Genomic DNA, 19515 nt, shown 5'->3' with positions numbered 1-19515 from the left:
GCCGGCGTCGTCCGGTCAGATCCGCGGCGCGGGGCCGGTCGAGTCGCGGACGACCAGCAGGTGCCCGGTGGGACGGCGGCGGGGGCGCGTCGAGCGGGGCTTGAGGGCGAGGCCGAGTGCGGTGCGACCCATCTCGGTCATCGGCAGGCGGATGGTGGTGAGACTGGGCGCGAGGTCGGCCGCCACGGAGACGTCGTCGAAGCCGACGACGGACATCCGCGCGGGCACCGGCACGCGGCGCGACCGCAGCGTAGACAGCACACCCATGGCCATCGCGTCGTTGAGCGCGACGATCGCCGTCGTCTCGGGATGCGCGTTGAGGATCTGCTCGGCGGCGGCGCGGCCTCCGTCGCGGGTGAAGTCGCTGTGCACCACGGCGAGGTCGTCCGAGGGCCGCCCGCGCTGCCGCAGGGCCGACGACACTCCGGCCAGCCGGTCGGCGACCGTGGTGAGACCGGCGCTGCCCGCGGCGACCGCGATCCGCCGATGGCCGAGATCCATCAGGTGCTGGGCGAGCGCGAAGCCGCCGGCCTCGTTGTCCGGCAGGACGGCGTCGACGCCGAGGGCGTGCCGTCCGATGGCCGCGGCCCGGCCGCCGTGGTCCTGGAACGCGGCCAGCTCGGCGCGGGCCGCGCTCTCCATCCGGGGGTCGTCGTAGCCGGAACCGCTGATCAGGACGATGCCGACCCGTTGGGCGATCAGGTGGCGCAGCTGCTGCAACTCGTAGCCGGGGTCGCGGCCGGACTGGCAGATCTGCACCAGCAGCCCCTGCTCGGCGGCGAGCTGGATGACCCCGGCGGCGATCTCGGCGAAGTACGGGTCGTCGACCTGATGGACGATCAACCCCACCGTGGAGCTGGCCCCGCTGGCCAGGGTGCGGGCGTACGGGTTGGCGACGTATCCCAGCTCGTGCGCGATCTGCCGGATCCGCTCGGCCACCTCGGTGCTGACCCCCTCACGGCCGGCGAGAGCCCGGGAGGCGGTCGCCAGCGAGACGGCGGCGCGTTCGGCGACGTCCACGAGGCGCGGCCGCCGGCTGGCCCTGGGCATCGACAACCCTCCGAAAACATTCATGCCATCCGATCTGTTGCGAGTGGCATCCATCGAAGCCTAGGGTACGTAAGCGCTTTCGTAAGCGCTTACGTGACCGGCATCCGGCATGCCGCGAAACGAGGTGACAGCCATGTCCAGGGCCCGACGAGCGGCCGTCTCCCTCCTGGCGATCGGCGCACTGACCGGCGCCAGCGCGCCACCGGCGCAGGCAGCTCGCAGCAACCCGCCCGACGTCCACCCGACGCTGCGCGCGCACCTGGTCGCCGCGTACGACTTCGACCACCCGGTGCCCGGCGACCCCGCCCTGGAACGCGACCAGGGGCGTTCCGGCACCGAGATCGAGCTGGTCAACGGCGGTGCCGCCATGCGGGTGCCGGACCGCGCCTACCGGGGCAGCCGCAACGCGGTGCAGACCCGGCAGGTCGATCCCGCCGTGGCCGGCAACGACGACTGGAAGGCCGGCACCTGGTCGGCCAGCGGGGTGCGGACGTTACGCGCCTTCAGCGCCACCGCGGGCACCACGGTCATGGGCTGGTTCAAGCTGAACATGGACAGCCCGCTGCCCAACTCCACCACCGCCGACCCCGCCGACCTCTACAACGCGATCGGGCTGGCCGGGGTGCTGACCGGCGACTCCGACGGCCACGGCGTCCGTGCCCTGTTGGAGCTGATCGACGTCGACGGGGAGCTGCGTCTCGTCGCGCTCGGCCGGCGGCTCGACGGCGGCAACTCGCAGACCTTCGCCGCCAACCAGGACTGGCGCGAACTGCTGCCGGTGGGGGAGTGGGTGCACCTGGCCGCCACCTTCGACTTCGACACCGGCACGCTCGCCCTCTACCGCAACGGCGAACCGGTGGACGGCTTCTACACCCGCGCCGACGACCCGTGGCTGGTGTCCGGGCCCGGCCCACACGTGACCACCGCGTCCGACCCCCGAGGCATCAAGATCGGCGGGAGCTTCCCCCAGGACACCACCGAGCGCAACCCCTGTGACTGCCGGATGGACGGCCTGATGTTCCTCGACAGTGTGGTCTCCGCGACCGACGTGCGGAGGCAGTACCGCCACCTTGCCCGCTGACCACCCTCGGCACCGTCCCACCGAGAAGGAGACACGCGTGCACACCCTGCACCGCCGCGCCGGCACCGTCCGCCGCCCCACCCTGAGGGCCGGCCTCACCGCCCTCGTGCTGATCCTGTCCACCCTGGTCGCCACGCCCGCGCGGGCCGCCGACGCGGTCGACGACCCGATCCCCGAGATGCCGGTCCAGTCCCGCCTCGGGCTGGTCCTCAGCGAGTACGCCAGCTTCCCGCAGTCGTACCCCACGCCCGCGCCGACCGATGCGCGGCTCATGCGTACCGCGCGGATCAACACCATCATGGAGGTGCCCGACGGCTCCGGCCGACGGGCGGTGCCCGACCTCAACGGCAGCCTCTACCTGGTCGAGAACGGTGTGCCGCACGTCTACCTGGACGTGGCGGCGACGTTCGCGCCGCGGTTCTTCTCCGGTCGTGGGCTCGGCCAGGGCTTCGGGTACGTCGCGTTCCACCCGGAGTTCGGGGCGAACGGCCGGTTCTACACCATCCACACCGAGTTGGCGTCGACGACGACCGCCACACCGGACCACGCCCAGCCCAACACGCTCTTCCACGGTGTCATCACCGAGTGGACGGCGAACGATCCCGCCGCCGCCACCTTCGCCGGTAACCACCGGGAGGTGCTGCGCATCGGTTTCGGCGGCCAGGTGCACGGCATCCAGGAGATCAACTTCAACCCCACGGCCGAGCGCCACGACCGTGACTACGGCCTGCTGTACCTCGCCGTCGGCGACGGCGGCCAGGGTGCCCGCAACACCGACCCGCAGAACCTGGCGCTGCCGCACGGCAAGCTCCTGCGGATCGACCCCCGCGGCACCAACTCGGCCAACGGGCGTTACGGCATCCCACCGACAAACCCGTTCGTCGGCCGGGCCGGCGCGCTCGGCGAGATCTACGCCCTGGGGTTCCGCGACCCGCACCGGTTCAGCTGGGATCGGGCCACCGGCCGGATGTACCTCGGGCACATCGGTGAGCACGCCGTGGAGGCGATCTACGAGGTACGCGCCGGCGACAACTTCGGCTGGAGCGAGCGCGAGGGCTCCTTCGTCTTCGACAAGGCGGCCACGAGCCCGTGCGACCGGCTGCTGCCGCTGCCCGCCGACGACGATCGGTACGGCTACACCTACCCGGTCGCCGCGTACGACCACGACCCCGCCCCGGGCTGGAACTGCACCGACGACGTCGGCGTCGCGGTGGCCGGCGGCTTCGTCTACCGGGGACGGGCGCTGCCGGCGCTGCGCGGCAAGTACGTCTTCGGTGACCTGGTCGACGGCCGGGTGCTCTACACCGAGGCGAACGAGATGCGCCGCGGCCGGGGCCTGGCCACGATCCACCAACTCGCGCTCTTCGACACGGCGGGCGTCCCGGTCCGGATGCGTGATCTGTCCGCACCGGGTGCGCCGGGTGACCCCAACCGGGTGGACCTGCGCTTCGGCACCGACGCCGCCGGTGAGCTCTACGTCGTCGCCAAGGCCAACGGAAAGGTGTGGAAGGTGACCGGCACCAGCTCGTTCGCCAGCGGCGACGTCGGCGACACCACCCTGCGCCGCACCGCGGGGGCCTCCAACTGGGCGCCGGTGACCCCGGCGAAGTGGCAGTTCACCCACGACCAGGTCATCCTGGCCGAGGCCGGGGAGAGTCGCCCAGGCCCGCGCCGGCCGTTCGAGTACGCCGTGCTGACCGGCGGCCCGGCGTGGTCGTCGGTGCAGGTCGACGCTCAGGTACGACTCGACACACCGGTGGAGGTCACCAACCGGGACGTGATCATCGTCTTCGGCTGGCGCTCGGACACCGAGTTCTACTACGCCCACCTCTCCACCGACAACACCATCTATCCGCACAACGGCATCTTCAAGGTGGACAACGCCGACCGGGAGCGCATCGACCACCAGTGGAACGGCAGGTCCCGGGGCGCCAACCCGGCGATCACCGATGCCAACTGGCACCGCGTGCGGGTGGTGCACCTGCCGGCAACCGGCGAGATCGCCGTCTACGTCGACGGGCAGCGGGACCCGCTGCTGACCGCGAAGGACAGCACGTTCGGCTCGGGACGGGTCGGCTTCGGCTCGTTCGACAACGTGGGCCGACTGCGCAACCTCACCGTCACCGGCACGCCTGCCTGAGCCTGGTCGCGGTGGGGGCGGCGGCATGACGTCGCCGTCCCCACCGCCGCTTCGGCGGCGCGCCCAGACGCTGCCGAGCGGTAGGCCGGGACCTCAGGCGGTGCGCTCGGGCCGACCTGGCCCGCCGGCTCCGGTCCGCTTCGTACAATTCCTGTCATGCCGGAGATCGTCGAGTTGCTGGCCTCGCCCGTGCACCGCTTCCTGGGCCGGCCCGCCGACGGCCCGGCGCCCGCCCCGCCGGGCGAGCTGGTCGACGTGGTCCAGATTCGGGCCGGCCTCGGCATCGTCGGCGACCGGTACTTCGGCCAGCAGGCGCACCGCGACGCCAGCGTCACGGTCATCGCCCAGGAGTCGCTGCCGGTCGACATCGGTCTGGCCGAGGTCCGCCGCAACATCCTCACCACCGGCATAGCCGTGGACGAGTTGATCGGCAGAGTCCTGGTGCTGGACTCCGGGGACGGCCCGGTCAGCCTGCGGGTCAACCGGGCGGCCCGGCCCTGCGCCTGGATGGACGTCACCGTCGGCCCGGGCGCGTGGAAGGCGCTGCGCACCACCGGCGGAATCCGCTGCACCGCACTCAACGACGGCACCCTGCGCGTCGGCCCGGTCGAGGTCAGCGTCGAGCGAATGCCCGCGTAAGGCAGGCCATCGACGCGTTCGAGGAGCTGGCTCCCGACCTGGGTCAGACCGGGCTGATGTGCGCGGCGAGGACCCGCCAACCGTGCGGGTCGTCGTGTATCCAGGTCCGGGTGTAGCGCAGGCGAGCCGCGTACGGCGCCCCGTCGACGGAACCAGCCACCCGGCCCAGGAAGAACGTCACCCCGGTCGACCCGACGACGAGCAGGTCAAGCTGCTCCTCGACCAGCTCCTGCACCACCGAGCGGCGTTCCCGGTGTGCCGTCAGGTCGTCCTGCTTGGTGTACGTACGGCCGTCCGGGCCGACGCAGATCAGTTGGTCGACCAGCAGTTGGTCGAGGGCGTCGACGTCGCCGGCCCGCTGGGCGGCCTGCAGGGTGCGCTCGGCATCGAGTAGCTCTGCCTCGCGTGCGCTGTCCGGCATCGTGCCGTCCTCCCGGTCGGGTCCGACCCGATTCCACCACGGGGCCGGTCTGTCCGCATTGTGGCAGGCCACATGGTCGGTGCGGGCATGGATCGCCGCCGGCATTCACAGGGTCAGGCGAATCCGTACGACGGTCTCCCCGGCGTTGCCGAGCACGACGACCTCGTCGCAGATCCGCTCCACGATCGCCAGCCCACGACCTCGTACCGCGTCGGTGGCCGGCATGCCCTGGCCGAACGTCCGCGTCGGTCCCCGGTCGACGACGTCGCAGAACAGGTGGCCCGACTCGGCCCAGAGCAGGACCCGACCACCGCCGGTGGTGTGCTGCAACGTGTTGGAGGCCAGCTCACTGACCGCCAGCGTCAGCAGCTCCACCCGGTGCGGCGGCAGGCCCCGGGCCAGCGCTGCGGCGCTGACGAACGCGCGTAACGCTCGCACGTCGGTCGCCACCTGGTATGCCATGGTGTCCGCGAACTGGACGGGAGCGCTCTGCTCGATCGCGGTGTCGCGTTGCTCGGCGGGCATCAGCCCCCCGGTCGCGGGTCGCCGGTCAGCGCCACCACGATCGGCCCGTTCACCGTGCACCTGCGAGCCTCGAAGTGCGCCATCGGACAGCAGCAACCTTTCTCGTGCTGAAGCTGTTGTCGCCACATCATGTCATCCGCCGGGCTCTTGCCCGTTCGTCCGTTCGGCGGCGGATCACCTGCGGGCCGGACCGAAACGCGTCGTCGGTCCGGTACCAGGGGCCGCTCAGGGGGCCGCGTCGTAGGCGATGGACTCGCTCAGCTCCCGCCACCGCGCGTCGGACGCCGCGAGGGCCTCGGCGGCAGCCGAGGCGGCCGCCACCGCGTCGGCGCCGAGCAGCAACCGCAGGGGAGGGTCGTCGACCTGGGTGATCCGGATGATCGCCTGCGCGGCCCGGACCGGGTCGCCCGGCTGCTTGCCGCTGCCCTGACGCAGCCGCTGCACGGCCGGGTCGATGACCGGGCGGTACGGCTCGCTGATCGGCGGCGCGCTCATCGACGAGCCGGCCCAGTCGGTGCGCAACCCGCCCGGCTCGACACTGGTGACCCGGATCCCGAACGTCGCGACCTCCCTGGCGAGAACCGCGGAGAAACCGCTGACCGCCCACTTGGCGGACTGGTACGCGCCCAGGCCGGTGCTGGCGACCCGGCTGCCGACGCTGGAGATCTGGACGATGTGCCCCCGCGCCTGCTCACGCATCGTGGGCAGCGCGGCGCGGGACAGGTTGACCACCCCGTAGAAGTTCGCGTCGATCTGCGCGCGGAAGTCGTCCTCCGAGATGTCCTCGATCGCGGCGACGTCGGCGTACCCGGCGTTGTTCACCAGGACGTCCAGGCGCCCGAACCCGTCCACGGCGGTGTCGACGGCGGCGCGGGCGGCGGCCGGGTCGGTGACGTCGAGGGCTACCGCCTGGACCTGGTCACCGTACTGGTCGGTGAGGGCGTCGAGCTGGGTGGGATTCCGGGCGGTGGCGACCAGTTGGTCGCCGTCGGCCAGCACGGCCTCCGCGAGGGCACGGCCGAGACCACGGGAACAACCGGTGATGAGCCATACTCGCGGCACGTCGCTTCTCCCGTCGGTGGTCTCCGGGTGCTACGGGCGGATGTCCAGGGCGCCGATCAGGCCGTCGCGCAGGGTGAACCGGTACCGCAGCTCGATCGGGCTGCCGGGGAAGTCGCCGGAGACCCGGGTGAGGGCCAGGTACGAGTCGCCCGCCTGCGATGTCACACGAACCGGCTCGGCGGTGTACGAGTAGGCGTCCATCGTCTTCTGCCGCCACGCGCGGATCGAGGCCCGCCCGTCGTACAGCCGGTCCTCGTCGGCGACGCTCGCGGTGTCCGCGAAGCAGGCGACGAAGGCGTCCAGGTCCCGGTCGTTGACGGCCCGGAAGTACCTGTCGATCACGTCGGGTAGGTCGACGGCCATCTGCTCCTCCTGCGGCACGGGCCGCCGTCGGCAGCCGTCGGGTTCCCGGTCCGACCTCACCGTACGAGACGGGGACGGTGGCGCGCGGAGCAACCAACAGAACCATCCCCGCTGCGTCTGCCGGGTTTGCCGTCGGAGGGCCCGGGTAGCCACGCGTCTCCGGACGAAGGGCGGGGGCATGGCCGAGCTGGGATTCGTCGACAAGGTCGCGGCACGGGCGGGGGTTCCGCCGGAGCAGGCGCGCCCACTGACCGAGGCCGTTCTGCGGACCCTCACCGAGCGGCTCAGCGGCGGTGAGTCGGGCGCGTTGGCCCCGCACCTGGCCGACGAGCTGAGCCCGCTGCTGGTCAAGGCCGCCGAGCCGCCGGAGGCGTTCGGCCTCGACGAGTTCCTGCGCCGGGTGGCCGACCGTGCCGGGATCGACCGTCCTGCCGCCGAGCGGGGCACCCGGGCGGTGCTCCAGACCATGCACCGGGTGGTCGGGCACCGCGAGTTCGAGGACGCGTTGGCCCAACTCCCGGCGGACCTGCGGGCACTGGCGCAGCCGCTGCCACACGGTCCCTGACCTACGCCCCCGCCGCCGGACGACTCGGGCGTCGATGACCGTTCGGTCCCTGGTGCGTCGCCACGACACCGGATCTACTGTGCGTTACCGATCGAACGCGCAGTGGTGATGGCTCCGCGCCCGTCCGCCGGGTCGTCGCCGCTCCGATCCGAGGAGCGTCCCCTTGACGTCCATGGTGTCCCCGCGTCCCCTGCTGACCGCAGCGACGACCGTCGTCGCGCTGGTCACCCTTGCCCCCGCTCCCGCCGCCGCGTCCCCGCACAGCTACCGGGTCGTCGACCTCGGCACCCTGAGCGGCGGCGACGGCGCTGCCACGGCGATGAACGACCGCGGCGACGTCGTCGGCTGGAGCACTGTCGCCAGCGGTGCCCGGCACGCCGTGCTCTGGCGGCACGGTGTCATCACCGACCTGGGCGTGCTGCCGGGCGACACGGATTCCAGCGCCGTGGACGTCAACGAGTTCGGCGACGTGGCGATCACCTCCTTCGGCGCGGACTACCTGACCCGCGCGGTGCTCTGGCGCGACGGCCAGCTCCACGACCTGGGCACCCTGGGCGGGGAGAACAGCGTGGCGATCGGCGTCAACGACCGGCGGCAGGTGCTCGGCACCAGCGAACCGGCCGGTGACATGCCGCATCGCTTCCTGTGGCGCAACGGCGTCTTCACCGACCTGGGCCGCGAGTACTTCTACGAGTACACAAGCGACTTCAACAACGCGGGTGACGTGGTGGGCGGGTTCAACGTGCCGCCGCAGGACTACCCGTGCACCTGCGTGGGCGGTCGCCTGCGCAACGGCGTCCTCACCCAGATCGGCAGCGAGGCCCTCGGCGTCAACAACCGGGGTCAGGTGGTGGGCGCGGCGAACGGGCGGGCGTTCCGCTGGCAGAACGGGACACTGACCGACCTCGGCACGCTCGGTGGCGACTGGAGCCGTGCCACCGCGATCAACGACCGGGGCGAGGTGCTGGGCCAGAGCACCACCACCGCTGCGTGGCATCCGTTTCTCTGGCGTAACGGGGTGATGACCGACCTGACCACCCGGGGCGTGCTGCAGACCGACTCGATCGAGGACATCAACATCCGGGGCCAGCTCGTCGGCGCTCGGGGAAACCGGCCGGTGTTGTTCCGCTGAGCCACGGTCTTCGCACGAGAGACGGCCGGGGCGCGGCCTGACCCGCCGGTCAGACCACGCCCCCCTCGTCCGAGGTCAGCCGGTTACCCCGCTACTGACCACCCACTTCTGGTGTGCGCCGCCCGCGTACGTGCCGAGCTGGATCTGAGTGCCGTCGCCGGTGTTGCCGCCGGCTGCCTCCATGATCTTGCCGGACTGCGGATTGCGGATCGACCCGTCGCTCTGCGGCTGCCAGACCTGCGCGCCGGTGCCGTTGCAGGTCCAGAGCTGGATCTTCGTACCGTTCGCGGTGCCGGCATTGTCCACGTCCAGGCACTTGCCGAGCACCCGGTACGTGTCGCCGACCCGCGTCCACGACTGCGCGGCGGTGCCGTTGCAGGTCCAGAGCTGGATCTTCGTACCGTCGGCGGTACCCGCGTTGTCGACGTCCAGGCACTTACCGCCGACGCCGGTGATGGTGCCGCCGGTCGGGGGCGGCGGGCTGCCCGGGATGGAGTTGAGCGTGTACCACGCCTCGGTGCTCCACAGTGACTGGCCGCCGGTGGAGGTGAACGGGCGCGGCGAGCGCAGGTGCACCACCCGGCCGGCCTTGCGGCCGGCCACGGCGAGGTTGACCTTCTTGCCGTCCGCCGACAGGGTGGCCGAGGTGACGGTCAGCGTCTCTTCGTCGATCTTCGGCCCGCCGTAGTTCGACGTCGCCACGTACCGCCATTGCTTGATCTTGTAGCGCGCGGCCAGCTCGGCGGCGGTCTCCGTCGACACGGGCTGGGTGTACTCCACCTCGAAGCCGGTCGTGGTGGCGCGCATGGCGAGCATCTCGAACGTGGTGGAGGTGTTCGGGGTGAGCTTCTGCAGGCCGTACGACAGCTTGCCGGTCTGGCCCCAGTTGCCGCCCGCGCCGAGCCCGCCGACGTAGATCGCGCCGTCCGGGCCGACGTTGACCTCGGAGACGCCCGCCTCCAGACCCTGGGTGAGCCGGAACAACGCGCCCTGGTACTCGCCGTTGACCTTCTCCACGTTCGCCCGTTGCAGGCCGCCGTAGGTCACGTCGCCGATGACGAACTGGCCGGCGTACCGGCCGCTGGTCAGGTAGAGCGGCGTGCTGGGCGAGTTGGCGATCTCGTTCTGCGGCATCCAGAGCACCGGCGGGGTGACCGTAGCGGTGTCGAACGGGCCGGCCGGGTTCGTGAAGTGGTTGAAGAACCGGCCCTGCTTGACGTGCACCAGCTTCGAGGAGGGCAGCCAGCCGCCCTGGTTGTCGGTGACGAAGATGCCGCCCTCCGGGCCCCACCCGATGCCGTGCGGGGTACGCAGACCGCCGGCGACGTAGCTGACCGCGCCGGTGTCCCTGTTCACCTTGAGGGTGGTGCCTCGGTTGGTGGCGGGCTGCGGGTTGGTGGTGGCCCCGCCGGAGTTGATCGACACCGACAGGTTCAGGTAGAAGAACCCGTCCTGGTAGAGCAGGCCGAACGCGAACTCGTGGAAGTTGCCCCCGTACGGCCAGGTGGCTACCGTCTCCAGGCGCTCGGCCACCTCGTCGCCGCCGGTGTTCACCAGCCGGGTCAGCCGCTGCTTCTCGGTCACGTAGACGACCCCGTCGACGACCTTCAGCCCCATCGGCTCCTTCAGCCCGCCGGCGATCTTCTTGGTGGTCACGGCACCCGGAGTGGTTGCGCCGCCGGTGTTGCCGAGGATCCAGACCTCACCGTCCTGGGACGTGCCGGACTGGTCGCTGCCGCCCCAGGTGGAGACGACGAGCCGGCCGTCGGCCAGCCAGTCCATCCCGGTGACCTTCGGCTGGAAGCCGCTGGGTCGCAGGTTGGTCAGCGTGTAGCCCGGGTGCACCCCGGTCAGCGGCAGGCCGTCGCCGGGAGTGTCGGCGATGCCCTCGCACTCCTTCCGTCCCGGTGCGGTCACCCGCACCACGCCGGCGTCGGTGCTCAGCGCCGAGTTGGGTACGACCACGAAGGACGAGGAACCGGGCGTCTTCCACTCCAGGGTGATCTGCTGCCCACCCCCACGCTCGAAGTGGTCGATGCGCAGCGGGTGCAGGCCGGCGGTGAGGGTGACGGTGCCCTCCTTGGGTGGGGTCGCGCCGTGCAACCCGTCGTGGTTGATCACCACGGTGTTGTCGATCGCCAGCTTGGACCCGTCGTCGCTGCTGAGCCGGAACGTGTAGCTGCCGGCCTGGGTGGTGGTGATGTTGCCGAGCACCTGCGAGACGAAGTTGTCCTCGAAGCCGAAGTCGGCCGCCGAGGTCCAGTTGATGGTGGACATCAGCCTGTCCACGTTCGGGGTCTGCGCGGGTTTGAGGGTGCAGAGCTCGGAGAGCGGCACCTGCACGTCGAAGACGCGCAGCGTGACGCCCGGTTCCTGCGCGGGGGCGGCGGTGGCCGGAGCGGCCCACATGCCGGCGGTGAGGACGAGTGCGAGCGTACCCAGGGCGGGTTTGTGGAGTCGGCGTAGCAGGCGTGTGTCCATCGTTCCTCCAGGAGGCGGTGGAGTGTCCGACGGCCGGGCGTGAAGCAGCGGTGAGGGAGGCCGTCGGCCCGGCTCCGTAACGTCCTCGACGCCGACGAGTGACGTTGCGGAAACACCGGGTGGATGGGTCGAGACATTAAGGCGTTTCGATGAAGGTGTCCATGGCTTCGCCTCGATTCATCAAAAGTTGCTGATGTCCGTGCGAAAGTTCGGGGTGGTTGGAACGGGTATGCCCGATGCGGCGGTCCGCGTCCGGTGCCCGCATCGCGGGCTGGGCCCGGCTTCGGGCCGCTGCCGTCCGCGCGCCACGATAGGCGCGTGGACTCAGAACTCCAGCGCTACCTCGACAACCTGGTCGCCGTCGCCCGGGACGTGCTCGGGGCCGACCTGGTCGGCGCGTACGCGGCCGGCTCGGTGGGGCTCGGCGCCTACCAACCCGGCCGCAGCGACGTGGACGTGGCGCTGGTCAGCGCCGGGCCGCTCACCGAGGCCGCCAAACGGGCGCTGGTGGCGCGGCTGCGGCACGAGGCGCTGCCCTGCCCGGCACGAGGACTGGAGTTGGTCGCCTACGACCGGGCGGTGGCCGCGTCCGGCACCCCGGAGCCCGGCTTCGAGGTCGAACTGAACACCGGGTCCACCATGCCGTTCCGGTGCACCCTCGACCCGGCCGACCGGCCGGCCGCCGACGGACGCTTCTGGTACGGGCTGGATCGCAGCATCCTGCACCAGAGCGGGCTGCCGCTGCTCGGTCCGCCGGCGGGGGAGGTCTTCGCCGATCTCACCCCGGCCGACCTGCGACGGCTGCTCGTCGAGGCGCTGTCCTGGTGGCTCACCCTGCCGACACCGTCGGACGACCAGCCCGCGCCCGGCACCGAGGACGCGGTGCTCGGCGCCTGCCGATCGCTGGTGCGGCACCGCTACGGCGTCTGGCTCGCCAAGGTGGCGGCCGGTCAGCGACTGGTCGACGCCGGTGACCGGGCCGAGGTGATCCACACCGCGGTCGCCGCACGGCACGGCGGGCCGCCGCCCACCGGCGCGCAGGCCCGCGCCTTCCAACAGCGGGTACGCGACGAGATCGCCGGCTAACCGGCCGTCTCGCTGGCGGTCAGCGGACCGGTTGGGACTCCAACGAGGCGAAGAGCAGGTTGAGACCCTCGGTCATGGTCGGGTGGGTGATGACCGCGTCGCGTAGCGCGGTCCAGGGCATCCCGGCGAGCATGGCCAACTGCACCGAGGTGATCACCTCGCCGGCCTCGGGGCCGAGCAGCGCCGCACCGAGGATCCGGTCGGTGCCGGCGTCGATGACCGCCTTCCACATGCCCTGGGTCTGGCGCAGGGTGCGTGCCCGGGGGATAGCGGCGACCGGTAGGCGGGCGACCTGGACGTCGTACCCGGCGCGACGCGCCTCGGTCTCGGTGAGCCCGACCCGGGCCAGCTCCGGGGTGGTGAAGACGGTGTACGGGATGAGCCGGTCCGCGGTGCTGCGCTCTCCACCGGCGAGGTTCGCCCGGATGATCCGGTAGTCGTCCAGCGAGACGTGGGTGAACTGCGGGCTGCCGGCGACGTCCCCGGCCGCCCAGGTGCGCTCGGCCGTGGTGCGCAGGTGCTCGTCGACCTCCACGAACCCCCGCTCGCTGAGGCGTACGCCGGCCACGTCCAGGTCGAGCCCGTCGGTGACCGGTTCCCGGCCGGCGGCCACCAGCACCTCGTCCCCGGTCACCAGGCTGCCGTCGTCGAGCGTCACCCGGATCGTGCCGTCGACGTCCCGGTCGACCCGCGCCACCGCGACACCCACCCGTACGTCGATGCCGTCGTTGACGAAGACCCGCATCACCGCGTCACTGACGTCGGGATCCTCGCGGGTGAGCAGCCGCGGGCCGCCCTCGACCAGCGTCACCGCGCTGCCGAACGACGCGAACATCTGCGCGAACTCCACCCCGACGGTGCCGCCGCCGAGCACCACCAGCCGGGCCGGAAGCCGGTCCAGGCGCAGCAGGGTGTCGCTGGTCAGCACGCCGGCCTCGGCCATCCCGGGCACCGAGGGCAGATGCGGACGCGTACCCGTGTTGATCACGACGTCCGCTCCGCGCAGCACGCGCTCACCGCCGTCGGGGAGCGACACCCGTACGGTCCGCGGGCCGACGAACCGGGCCTGGCCGATCACCAGGTGCAGGCCGGAGTCGAGGAACTGCTGCCGGTTGGCGGCCACCATCCCCTCGACCACGTCCTGCTTGTGGGCGCGCAGCAGATCCACATCGACCCGGCCGCCCTGCACCACCAGGCCGAGCGCGGACGCGTCACGCAGCTGGCGCGCCGCCCGTGCGCTGGTCACCAGCGCCTTCGTCGGGATGCACGCGACGTTGATGCAGCTGCCGCCGATCATGCCGCGCTCGACCATGGCGACCCGCTGCCCGGACCGGGCGACGTCCATGCTCAACGTCTTGCCGGCCTTGCCGCCGCCCACGACGAGCAGGTCGAACTCCTCCGGTCGGTCGGTCACCGGCTGCTCCTCTCCGCCGCCGGGCAGGCCGGCGCACGCCGCTGGGGCGCGGTCCGGGCGAGTCGCCGTCGTGCTGCGTGACGGCCTGCTCAGCCTGCCAGGTCGGCCGATCTCGGCGACCCGGTTCCGCGCAGAAACCGCCCCCTACCTTGATCAAGTGATGAAAAGTAGGTCTTCCGGTCCTCTCCGACCTACTTTTCATCACTTGATCACCGCTGGTCACCTGGCTGTCCGGGGACGGGTCCAACCCCTGCGAAGGTCAGTGGCGGGCGGAGCCGTTCTCGCTGACCGGCTGCCCGAAGGCGAGGAACGGTACGGGCGTCGGCGCGTCCGTGCCGATGTGCCGGGGGAAGGTCGGCTCGGGACGTACCTCCTGGGCCGCCGGACGGCCCGCGGCTGGTTCGTCCGTCGGCTCTGGCGCATCGGCAGGTTCGCCGCTGGTCCGCTCGGCGGGCTCGGGTTCGGCCGCGACCTCCTCGGGAGAGTGGTCCGCGACCTGATCGAGGGAGTACGCCGATGCCTGGTCGTGGGACCGGTCGGCCGAAGCCGGGTTGGTGCCCGCGTCCTGGTCGGCGGGCCGCTCCGCGAGTACCGGCGTCACGCCGTTGCGGTCGACGGTGAGCCGCTCGACCCCCGCCCGCTCGGGGGCGGGTCGGTCGGCGCCGGAACGGGAGCCCACCATCGGGTACTCGGCGGTCTCCGTTCCGCCGGCAGCAGCGGCCATGACCGCGGCGGCGGCGAGGTCGGCTACCCGCTTCGCCTCCCGCTGCACCCGGGCGCGGACCTCCTTGGCGTGCCGCTCGGCGGAGTCGCCAGCCCGTCGGGCCTCCTCCAGCCGGGCGCTCTCGGCGGTGAGGTCCCGGCGGACCTCGCTGAGTCGCTGCTGCATCCGCGACAGCTCGTCCTCCAGCGTCTCGCCCTCCTGGCGGATCTCGGCGAGCTGCTGACGGGCGGTGTCCAACTCGGCGTTCAGCTCAGTGGCCTCCTGCTGGCGCTCCTCGATCTCCTGCTGGAGGGCGGTGAGCTGCTCCTGGTGGCTGGCAGCCTGCTCGTCGGCGCGGTTGCGAAGCTCGGTCACGTGCTGCTGCGCCTCGGCCAGCAGCGCGGCGATCTGCTGCTCGGTCGCGCTGCTCTGCTCGGCGAGCTCCTGCTCGGCGGCGGCCTGCTGCTCGGCGATCTCCCGCTCGGCGGCGGTCCGCCGTTCGTTGACCTCCCGCTCCACGCTGGCCTGCCACTGGGCCATCTCCTGCTGGTTCTTCGCCCGGGCCGACTGGAGTTCCTGCTGGATCTGGGTGCGGGCCGACTTCATCAGCGCGTCGGCGGCGACCCGGGTCTGGTTGAGCTGCTGCGCGCTCTGTTCGGTGATCCGCTTCGCCTCGTGCTGGGCGCGCTCGTGGGCTGCCTCACCGTCGGCGCGCAACTGCTCGGCGTGCTCGCGGATCGCGGTCAACTCGGCCTCGGCCAGGGTGCGCCGCTCCTCGTGCGCCTGCTCCTGCTCGGCACGGCGCGTCGCCAACTCCTCGGCCAGATCCTGACGTGCCTGCGCGGCGCGTTCCCGGGTGTCGGCGAGGATCTGTTCCGCCTCGCTGCGCAGCTCGTTCGCGCGGTCGGTGGCCGACTCGGTGATCATGGTGGCCTGCTTGTCGGCGAGGGCCATGATCTCGGCGACCATCGGTCCCAGATCGTGGATCGTCGCGCGGTCCACCTGCACCGGTTGCTCCTGAAGGTCGGCTAGTTCGGTGCGCAGGCGCTGCACCTCGGCGGTCAACTCACGGACCCGGACGGCGGAGCGCCCGTGCTCCCCACTGAGCATCGCGATCTGGCCGTCGAGCTGCTCCAGGTGCCGGTCCACCTGGCGTTTGTCGTAGCCGCGCAGGGCGAGCTCGAAGGTCGGCCGCGAGGCCGCATCGTCGCGTCCTGCGCGCGGCTCAGCGCCGATGGACATGCACCATCCTCCGTACGATTCGAGGGCGTCAGGGCCGGCGGTCGCCTGCCCCGCGGGCCGTCAGTGTGGCGCAACGCTACCGCCGAGCCGACCTGATGCGAAGTCCTGCCCCATCACGTCTCACGTTGCCGCCCCGCGCCCCGCCCGCTCCCGCGCCGATCATGGAGTTGTGGTGCCGGAAAAGCTGTGGATCCACCACCTTTGTCATCCAGCACAACTCCATGATCGACGCAGGTCGTCCTAGCGGCGGCGAGCGAGGAGGACCGCGTCGTGGATGGTGACGTCGTGGCCGTCCGGGTCGGTGGTGGGGCGGGGGCGAGCCTCGGCCGTCAGCACCTCCCAGTCGGACGGGTCCAGGTCGGCGGCCACGTCCTGTGCGGTGTACATCATGTCCGGCATGTGCATCCGACGAGCCGTCGTCCACAGATCCGACGGGTGGTGCCCGACGATCAGCAGAACGCCGCCGGGAACCACCGCTTCGGCCAACCGGGCGAACACCTCGCGCCGCTGCTCGGGCGGCAGGTGCATGAACTGCGCGGACACCAGGTCGTACGCCTTCTCGGCGGGCGGCTTGTCGCGCAGGTCGGCGTGCGTGAACTCGATGCGGTCACCGACACCCGCGGAGTCGGCGTGCTCGGCCGCCCGGGTCAGCGCGGTGGTGGAGATGTCCACCGCCGTCACCTGCCACCCGCGCTCCGCCAGCCACACCGCGTCGGCGCCCTCCCCGCTGCCCACGTCCAGCGCGCGCCCCGGGGTCAGGTCGGCGACCTCGGCGACCAGTTGCGGGTTCGGCCGGCCACTCCACACCGAGGGCCGGGACTGGTAGCGCTCCTCCCACGCCGGCTCCTCGAACGCGGTGGCCACCAACTGTCGGTACGCGGCCACCGCGTCCCGGGTCTCCTCGGCGATGAGATCGGCGTTGATCGCCGCCGCCGCGTTCAGGCCGGCTCCGGCGGACGTGATCACTTGACCGCGGATGTCGGCCACGTTGCCCGCCACCCAGACACCAGGGACGGTCGTCGCGCCGGTGGCGTCGGTCGGGATCTGGGCGCCGATCACGTGCTCACCCATCGTCACCTCCTCCGGGGCCAGGCCCAGCCCCACCAGCAGCCCGGCGCGAGGGGTGAGCCGCGTCGCCACCACGATCGCGTCGAGCGCCACCACCCGGCCGTCGGCGAGCCGTACACCGGTCAGCGCGTCCTCGGTCACCTCCACCTCGGCGACCGGACCCGGCACCACCGCGATGCCCCGGGCGGCGAGCCGCTCGGCGGTCTCCGCGTCCGGCGCGGGGGAGTCGTGCAGCAGGAGCAGCACGTTGGGGCTCCACTGTCGCCACATCTCGGCCTGGTGCACGCTCAGCGGGCTGGTCGCCAGGACGCCGATCCACTGGTCCCGGACCTCCCAGCCGTGGCAGTACGGGCAGTGCAGCACGTCGCGCCCCCACCGCTGGGCCAGGCCGGGCACGTCGGGCAGTTCGTCGGTCAGACCGGTGGTCACCAGCAGCCGCCGGGCCCGCACCGAATCCCCGCCGTCGAGGCTCAGCCGGAACCCGTCGTCGTCCCGGGTCGCGGCCTCCACCCGCCCGGTGCGGAACTGCCCGCCGTACCCGGCCACCTCGGCCCGCCCGATCGCGAGCAACTCGCCCGGCGGCGTCCCCTCCCGCCCGAGGTAGTTGTGAATCCGGTCGGCCGGCGCGTTGCGCGGCTCGCCGGAGTCGATCACCAGCACCGACCGTCGGGCCCGGCTCAGCGCCAGGGCTCCGCTCAGCCCTGCGGCGCCGCCGCCCACCACCACCACGTCGTATGTCTCGTCCACCGGTATCTCCTCTTGCTTCGTCGTCTGGGACCACCATCCGTCGTAACCAGCCGGGCGGCAACTATCCTTGCCGTTATGGCAAAAGACGACGCCGTCGCGCTGGCGGGGGTGGGCCCCCGGCTGCGCGCCCTGCGCACCCAACGTGGGATCACGCTGACCCAGCTCGCCGACCTCACCGGCATCTCGGTGAGCACCCTGTCCCGGCTGGAGTCGGGTAGCCGCCGGCCCACCCTGGAACTGCTGCTCCCGTTGGCCCGTGCCTACCAGGTGGCGCTGGACGAGCTGGTCGACGCACCGGACACCGGCGACCCTCGGGTGCACCCCAAACCGATCGTCAGGCACGGCATCACGTTTCTGCCGCTGACCCGCCGACCGGGAGGTCTGCAGGCGTTCAAGCTGATCTTCCCGCCGGACGCCCCGACCGGCGATCGGAGCCAGCAGACCCACGAGGGGTACGAGTGGCTCTACGTGCTCTCCGGCCGGCTGCGCCTGCTGCTCGGCGAGAACGACCTGACCCTGACGTCGGGCGAGGTGGCCGAGTTCGACACCCGGGTCCCGCACCGCATCCTCAACCCCGGCCCCGGCACCGCCGAGGCCCTGGTCCTCTTCGGGCCACAGGGGGAGCGGCTGCACGTCCGCGCCCGCCCGGCCGCTCCCGACAATCCGCGCTGACTGACTCTCCAACCGACTTCAGGCCGGTGGGCTTCGAACTGTGGACACCCCACCTCCGTGTTTATGATCGACGACCCCGACCGGGGTCACGGAGGCCGGACCGACGGGTTCGGCCCGGAGCAGGAGGTGAGGTGCGCGACGTGATCCGCGAGGCGTACGCCTGCTGGGTGCGCGAGCCCGGCGCGGCGGAGATCCGCCCGGTGACGCTGCCCGCCCCGGGGCCCGACGAGGTGCTGGTCCGGGCCCGCTACTCCGGCGTCAGCCGGGGCACCGAGACGCTGGTCTTCGCCGGCCGGGTGCCCCCCGACCAGTACGCCGCGATGCGCGCGCCCTTCCAGGGCGGTGACTTCCCCGGCCCGGTGAAGTACGGCTACCTCAGCGTCGGCGTGGTCGAGCAGGGCCCCGCGGACCTGCTCGGGCGTACGGTGTTCTGCCTGCACCCGCACCAGAGCGCGTACGTCGTGCCGGCCACCGCCGTGGTGCCCGTGCCGGACGGGGTACCTCCCGCCCGGGCGGTGCTCGCCGGCACCGTGGAGACCGCCGTCAACGCCCTGTGGGACGCCGCGCCGCTGGTCGGCGACCGGGTCACCGTCGTCGGCGCGGGCATGGTGGGCTGCTGTGTCGCCGCGCTGCTCGCCCGGTTCCCCGGTGTCCAGGTCGAGCTGGTCGACACCGACGCCCGCCGGGCCGGGGTGGCCGGCGCGCTCGGCGTCGAGTTCGCCCAACCGGCCGACGCGACAGGCGACCGGGACCTCGTCGTGCACGCCAGTGCCACCGGTGCCGGCCTGCAACGTTCGCTGGACCTGCTCGCGCCGGAGGGCACGGTCGTCGAGCTGAGCTGGTACGGCGACCGCCCGGTGCAGGTGTCGCTGGGTGGGGCGTTCCACTCCGGGCGGCTGACCGTACGCAGCAGTCAGGTCGGCATGGTCGCGCCCGCCCGACGGGGACGGCGCGGCTACGCCGACCGGCTGGCGCTCGCCCTGGACCTGCTCGACGACCCGGCCTTCGACGCCCTGATCACCGGCGCGTCCCGGTTCGCGGAACTGCCCGACGTGCTTGCCCGACTGAGCGCGGGCGACCTGCCCGCGCTCTGCCACCTCATCACCTACGACGACGGGGAGTGA

The 19515-nt window shown here is 72.0% G+C and carries 17 protein-coding genes; 8 read left to right on the top strand and 9 right to left on the bottom strand.

Annotated elements, in window-relative coordinates:
• Nucleotides 1–15: 15 nt before the first annotated feature.
• Nucleotides 16–1050: a LacI family DNA-binding transcriptional regulator gene (locus tag ABGB10_RS00355; protein WP_347658772.1), complete on the bottom strand. Its 1035-nt coding sequence runs from the start codon at nt 1048–1050 to the stop codon at nt 16–18.
• Nucleotides 1051–1183: 133 nt separating this feature from the next.
• Between ABGB10_RS00355 and ABGB10_RS00350 the strand changes: the two genes are divergently transcribed.
• From ABGB10_RS00350 to ABGB10_RS00340, 3 genes are all read left to right on the top strand, one after another.
• Nucleotides 1184–2131: a LamG-like jellyroll fold domain-containing protein gene (locus ABGB10_RS00350; protein ID WP_347658771.1), complete on the top strand. Its 948-nt coding sequence runs from the start codon at nt 1184–1186 to the stop codon at nt 2129–2131.
• A 37-nt stretch (nt 2132–2168) separates the two neighbouring features.
• Nucleotides 2169–4271, top strand: a complete 2103-nt coding sequence (locus ABGB10_RS00345) for a PQQ-dependent sugar dehydrogenase (protein WP_347658770.1) — start codon at nt 2169–2171, stop codon at nt 4269–4271.
• Nucleotides 4272–4427: 156 nt separating this feature from the next.
• Nucleotides 4428–4910, top strand: a complete 483-nt coding sequence (locus ABGB10_RS00340) for a molybdenum cofactor biosysynthesis protein (protein WP_347658769.1) — start codon at nt 4428–4430, stop codon at nt 4908–4910.
• Between the two features lie 43 nt (nt 4911–4953).
• Here ABGB10_RS00340 and ABGB10_RS00335 read toward each other — a convergent pair whose 3' ends face one another.
• The 4 genes from ABGB10_RS00335 to ABGB10_RS00320 all read right to left on the bottom strand — a co-directional run bounded on the left by ABGB10_RS00335 (nt 4954) and on the right by ABGB10_RS00320 (nt 7281).
• Nucleotides 4954–5331, bottom strand: a complete 378-nt coding sequence (locus ABGB10_RS00335; protein WP_347658768.1) for a nuclear transport factor 2 family protein — start codon at nt 5329–5331, stop codon at nt 4954–4956.
• 105 nt (nt 5332–5436) lie between these two features.
• Nucleotides 5437–5856, bottom strand: a complete 420-nt coding sequence (locus ABGB10_RS00330) for an ATP-binding protein (protein ID WP_347658767.1) — start codon at nt 5854–5856, stop codon at nt 5437–5439.
• A gap of 225 nt (nt 5857–6081) precedes the next feature.
• Nucleotides 6082–6918 (bottom strand): oxidoreductase, encoded by an 837-nt coding sequence (locus tag ABGB10_RS00325; RefSeq protein WP_347658766.1) that lies wholly within the window; start codon nt 6916–6918, stop codon nt 6082–6084.
• 30 nt (nt 6919–6948) lie between these two features.
• On the bottom strand, nt 6949–7281 hold the full coding sequence (locus ABGB10_RS00320) for a nuclear transport factor 2 family protein (protein ID WP_145781021.1): 333 nt from the start codon (nt 7279–7281) through the stop codon (nt 6949–6951).
• A gap of 178 nt (nt 7282–7459) precedes the next feature.
• Between ABGB10_RS00320 and ABGB10_RS00315 the strand changes: the two genes are divergently transcribed.
• Together ABGB10_RS00315 and ABGB10_RS00310 are read left to right on the top strand one after the other, a co-directional pair.
• Nucleotides 7460–7846, top strand: a complete 387-nt coding sequence (locus ABGB10_RS00315; RefSeq protein WP_278139856.1) for a DUF2267 domain-containing protein — start codon at nt 7460–7462, stop codon at nt 7844–7846.
• A 172-nt stretch (nt 7847–8018) separates the two neighbouring features.
• Nucleotides 8019–8978, top strand: coding sequence for a hypothetical protein (locus tag ABGB10_RS00310; protein WP_347659223.1), 960 nt, complete (start codon nt 8019–8021; stop codon nt 8976–8978).
• 75 nt (nt 8979–9053) lie between these two features.
• Here the strand turns inward: ABGB10_RS00310 and ABGB10_RS00305 are convergent, their stop codons facing one another.
• Nucleotides 9054–11459, bottom strand: coding sequence for a ricin-type beta-trefoil lectin domain protein (locus tag ABGB10_RS00305; RefSeq protein ID WP_347658765.1), 2406 nt, complete (start codon nt 11457–11459; stop codon nt 9054–9056).
• Between the two features lie 318 nt (nt 11460–11777).
• Here ABGB10_RS00305 and ABGB10_RS00300 point away from each other — a divergent pair, with 318 nt between their 5' ends.
• Nucleotides 11778–12545, top strand: a complete 768-nt coding sequence (locus tag ABGB10_RS00300) for a nucleotidyltransferase domain-containing protein (RefSeq protein WP_347658764.1) — start codon at nt 11778–11780, stop codon at nt 12543–12545.
• A gap of 19 nt (nt 12546–12564) precedes the next feature.
• Here the strand turns inward: ABGB10_RS00300 and ABGB10_RS00295 are convergent, their stop codons facing one another.
• The 3 genes from ABGB10_RS00295 to ABGB10_RS00285 all read right to left on the bottom strand — a co-directional run bounded on the left by ABGB10_RS00295 (nt 12565) and on the right by ABGB10_RS00285 (nt 17719).
• The gene (locus ABGB10_RS00295) at nt 12565–13959 is read right to left on the bottom strand and encodes an FAD-dependent oxidoreductase (RefSeq protein WP_347658763.1); all 1395 of its coding nucleotides are present in this window, start codon (nt 13957–13959) and stop codon (nt 12565–12567) included.
• 259 nt (nt 13960–14218) lie between these two features.
• Nucleotides 14219–15904, bottom strand: coding sequence for a DivIVA domain-containing protein (locus ABGB10_RS00290; protein WP_347658762.1), 1686 nt, complete (start codon nt 15902–15904; stop codon nt 14219–14221).
• A gap of 240 nt (nt 15905–16144) precedes the next feature.
• A complete protein-coding gene (locus ABGB10_RS00285) occupies nt 16145–17719 on the bottom strand; it encodes a bifunctional NAD(P)/FAD-dependent oxidoreductase/class I SAM-dependent methyltransferase (RefSeq protein ID WP_347658761.1) in 1575 nt (524 codons plus the stop codon).
• A gap of 75 nt (nt 17720–17794) precedes the next feature.
• Between ABGB10_RS00285 and ABGB10_RS00280 the strand changes: the two genes are divergently transcribed.
• Nucleotides 17795–18391 (top strand): XRE family transcriptional regulator, encoded by a 597-nt coding sequence (locus ABGB10_RS00280; protein WP_347658760.1) that lies wholly within the window; start codon nt 17795–17797, stop codon nt 18389–18391.
• A 140-nt stretch (nt 18392–18531) separates the two neighbouring features.
• Nucleotides 18532–19515: a dehydrogenase gene (locus tag ABGB10_RS00275; RefSeq protein WP_347659222.1), complete on the top strand. Its 984-nt coding sequence runs from the start codon at nt 18532–18534 to the stop codon at nt 19513–19515.

The organism is Micromonospora sp. B9E7 (assembly GCF_039871815.1).
Lineage (GTDB): Bacteria > Actinomycetota > Actinomycetes > Mycobacteriales > Micromonosporaceae > Micromonospora.
This window is presented reverse-complemented; position numbering and strand designations above follow the sequence as displayed.

Bases quoted from the DNA above. Each gene is read 5' to 3' on its own strand.
- ABGB10_RS00355 (WP_347658772.1), bottom strand. From the start codon at position 1,050: ATGCCCAGGGCCAGCCGGCGGCCGCGCCTCGTGGACGTCGCCGAACGC.
- ABGB10_RS00350 (WP_347658771.1), top strand. From the start codon at position 1,184: ATGTCCAGGGCCCGACGAGCGGCCGTCTCCCTCCTGGCGATCGGCGCA.
- ABGB10_RS00340 (WP_347658769.1), top strand. From the start codon at position 4,428: ATGCCGGAGATCGTCGAGTTGCTGGCCTCGCCCGTGCACCGCTTCCTG.
- ABGB10_RS00335 (WP_347658768.1), bottom strand. From the start codon at position 5,331: ATGCCGGACAGCGCACGCGAGGCAGAGCTACTCGATGCCGAGCGCACC.
- ABGB10_RS00330 (WP_347658767.1), bottom strand. From the start codon at position 5,856: ATGCCCGCCGAGCAACGCGACACCGCGATCGAGCAGAGCGCTCCCGTC.
- ABGB10_RS00320 (WP_145781021.1), bottom strand. From the start codon at position 7,281: ATGGCCGTCGACCTACCCGACGTGATCGACAGGTACTTCCGGGCCGTC.
- ABGB10_RS00315 (WP_278139856.1), top strand. From the start codon at position 7,460: ATGGCCGAGCTGGGATTCGTCGACAAGGTCGCGGCACGGGCGGGGGTT.
- ABGB10_RS00310 (WP_347659223.1), top strand. From the start codon at position 8,019: ATGGTGTCCCCGCGTCCCCTGCTGACCGCAGCGACGACCGTCGTCGCG.
- ABGB10_RS00305 (WP_347658765.1), bottom strand. From the start codon at position 11,459: ATGGACACACGCCTGCTACGCCGACTCCACAAACCCGCCCTGGGTACG.
- ABGB10_RS00290 (WP_347658762.1), bottom strand. From the start codon at position 15,904: ATGTCCATCGGCGCTGAGCCGCGCGCAGGACGCGACGATGCGGCCTCG.
- ABGB10_RS00280 (WP_347658760.1), top strand. From the start codon at position 17,795: ATGGCAAAAGACGACGCCGTCGCGCTGGCGGGGGTGGGCCCCCGGCTG.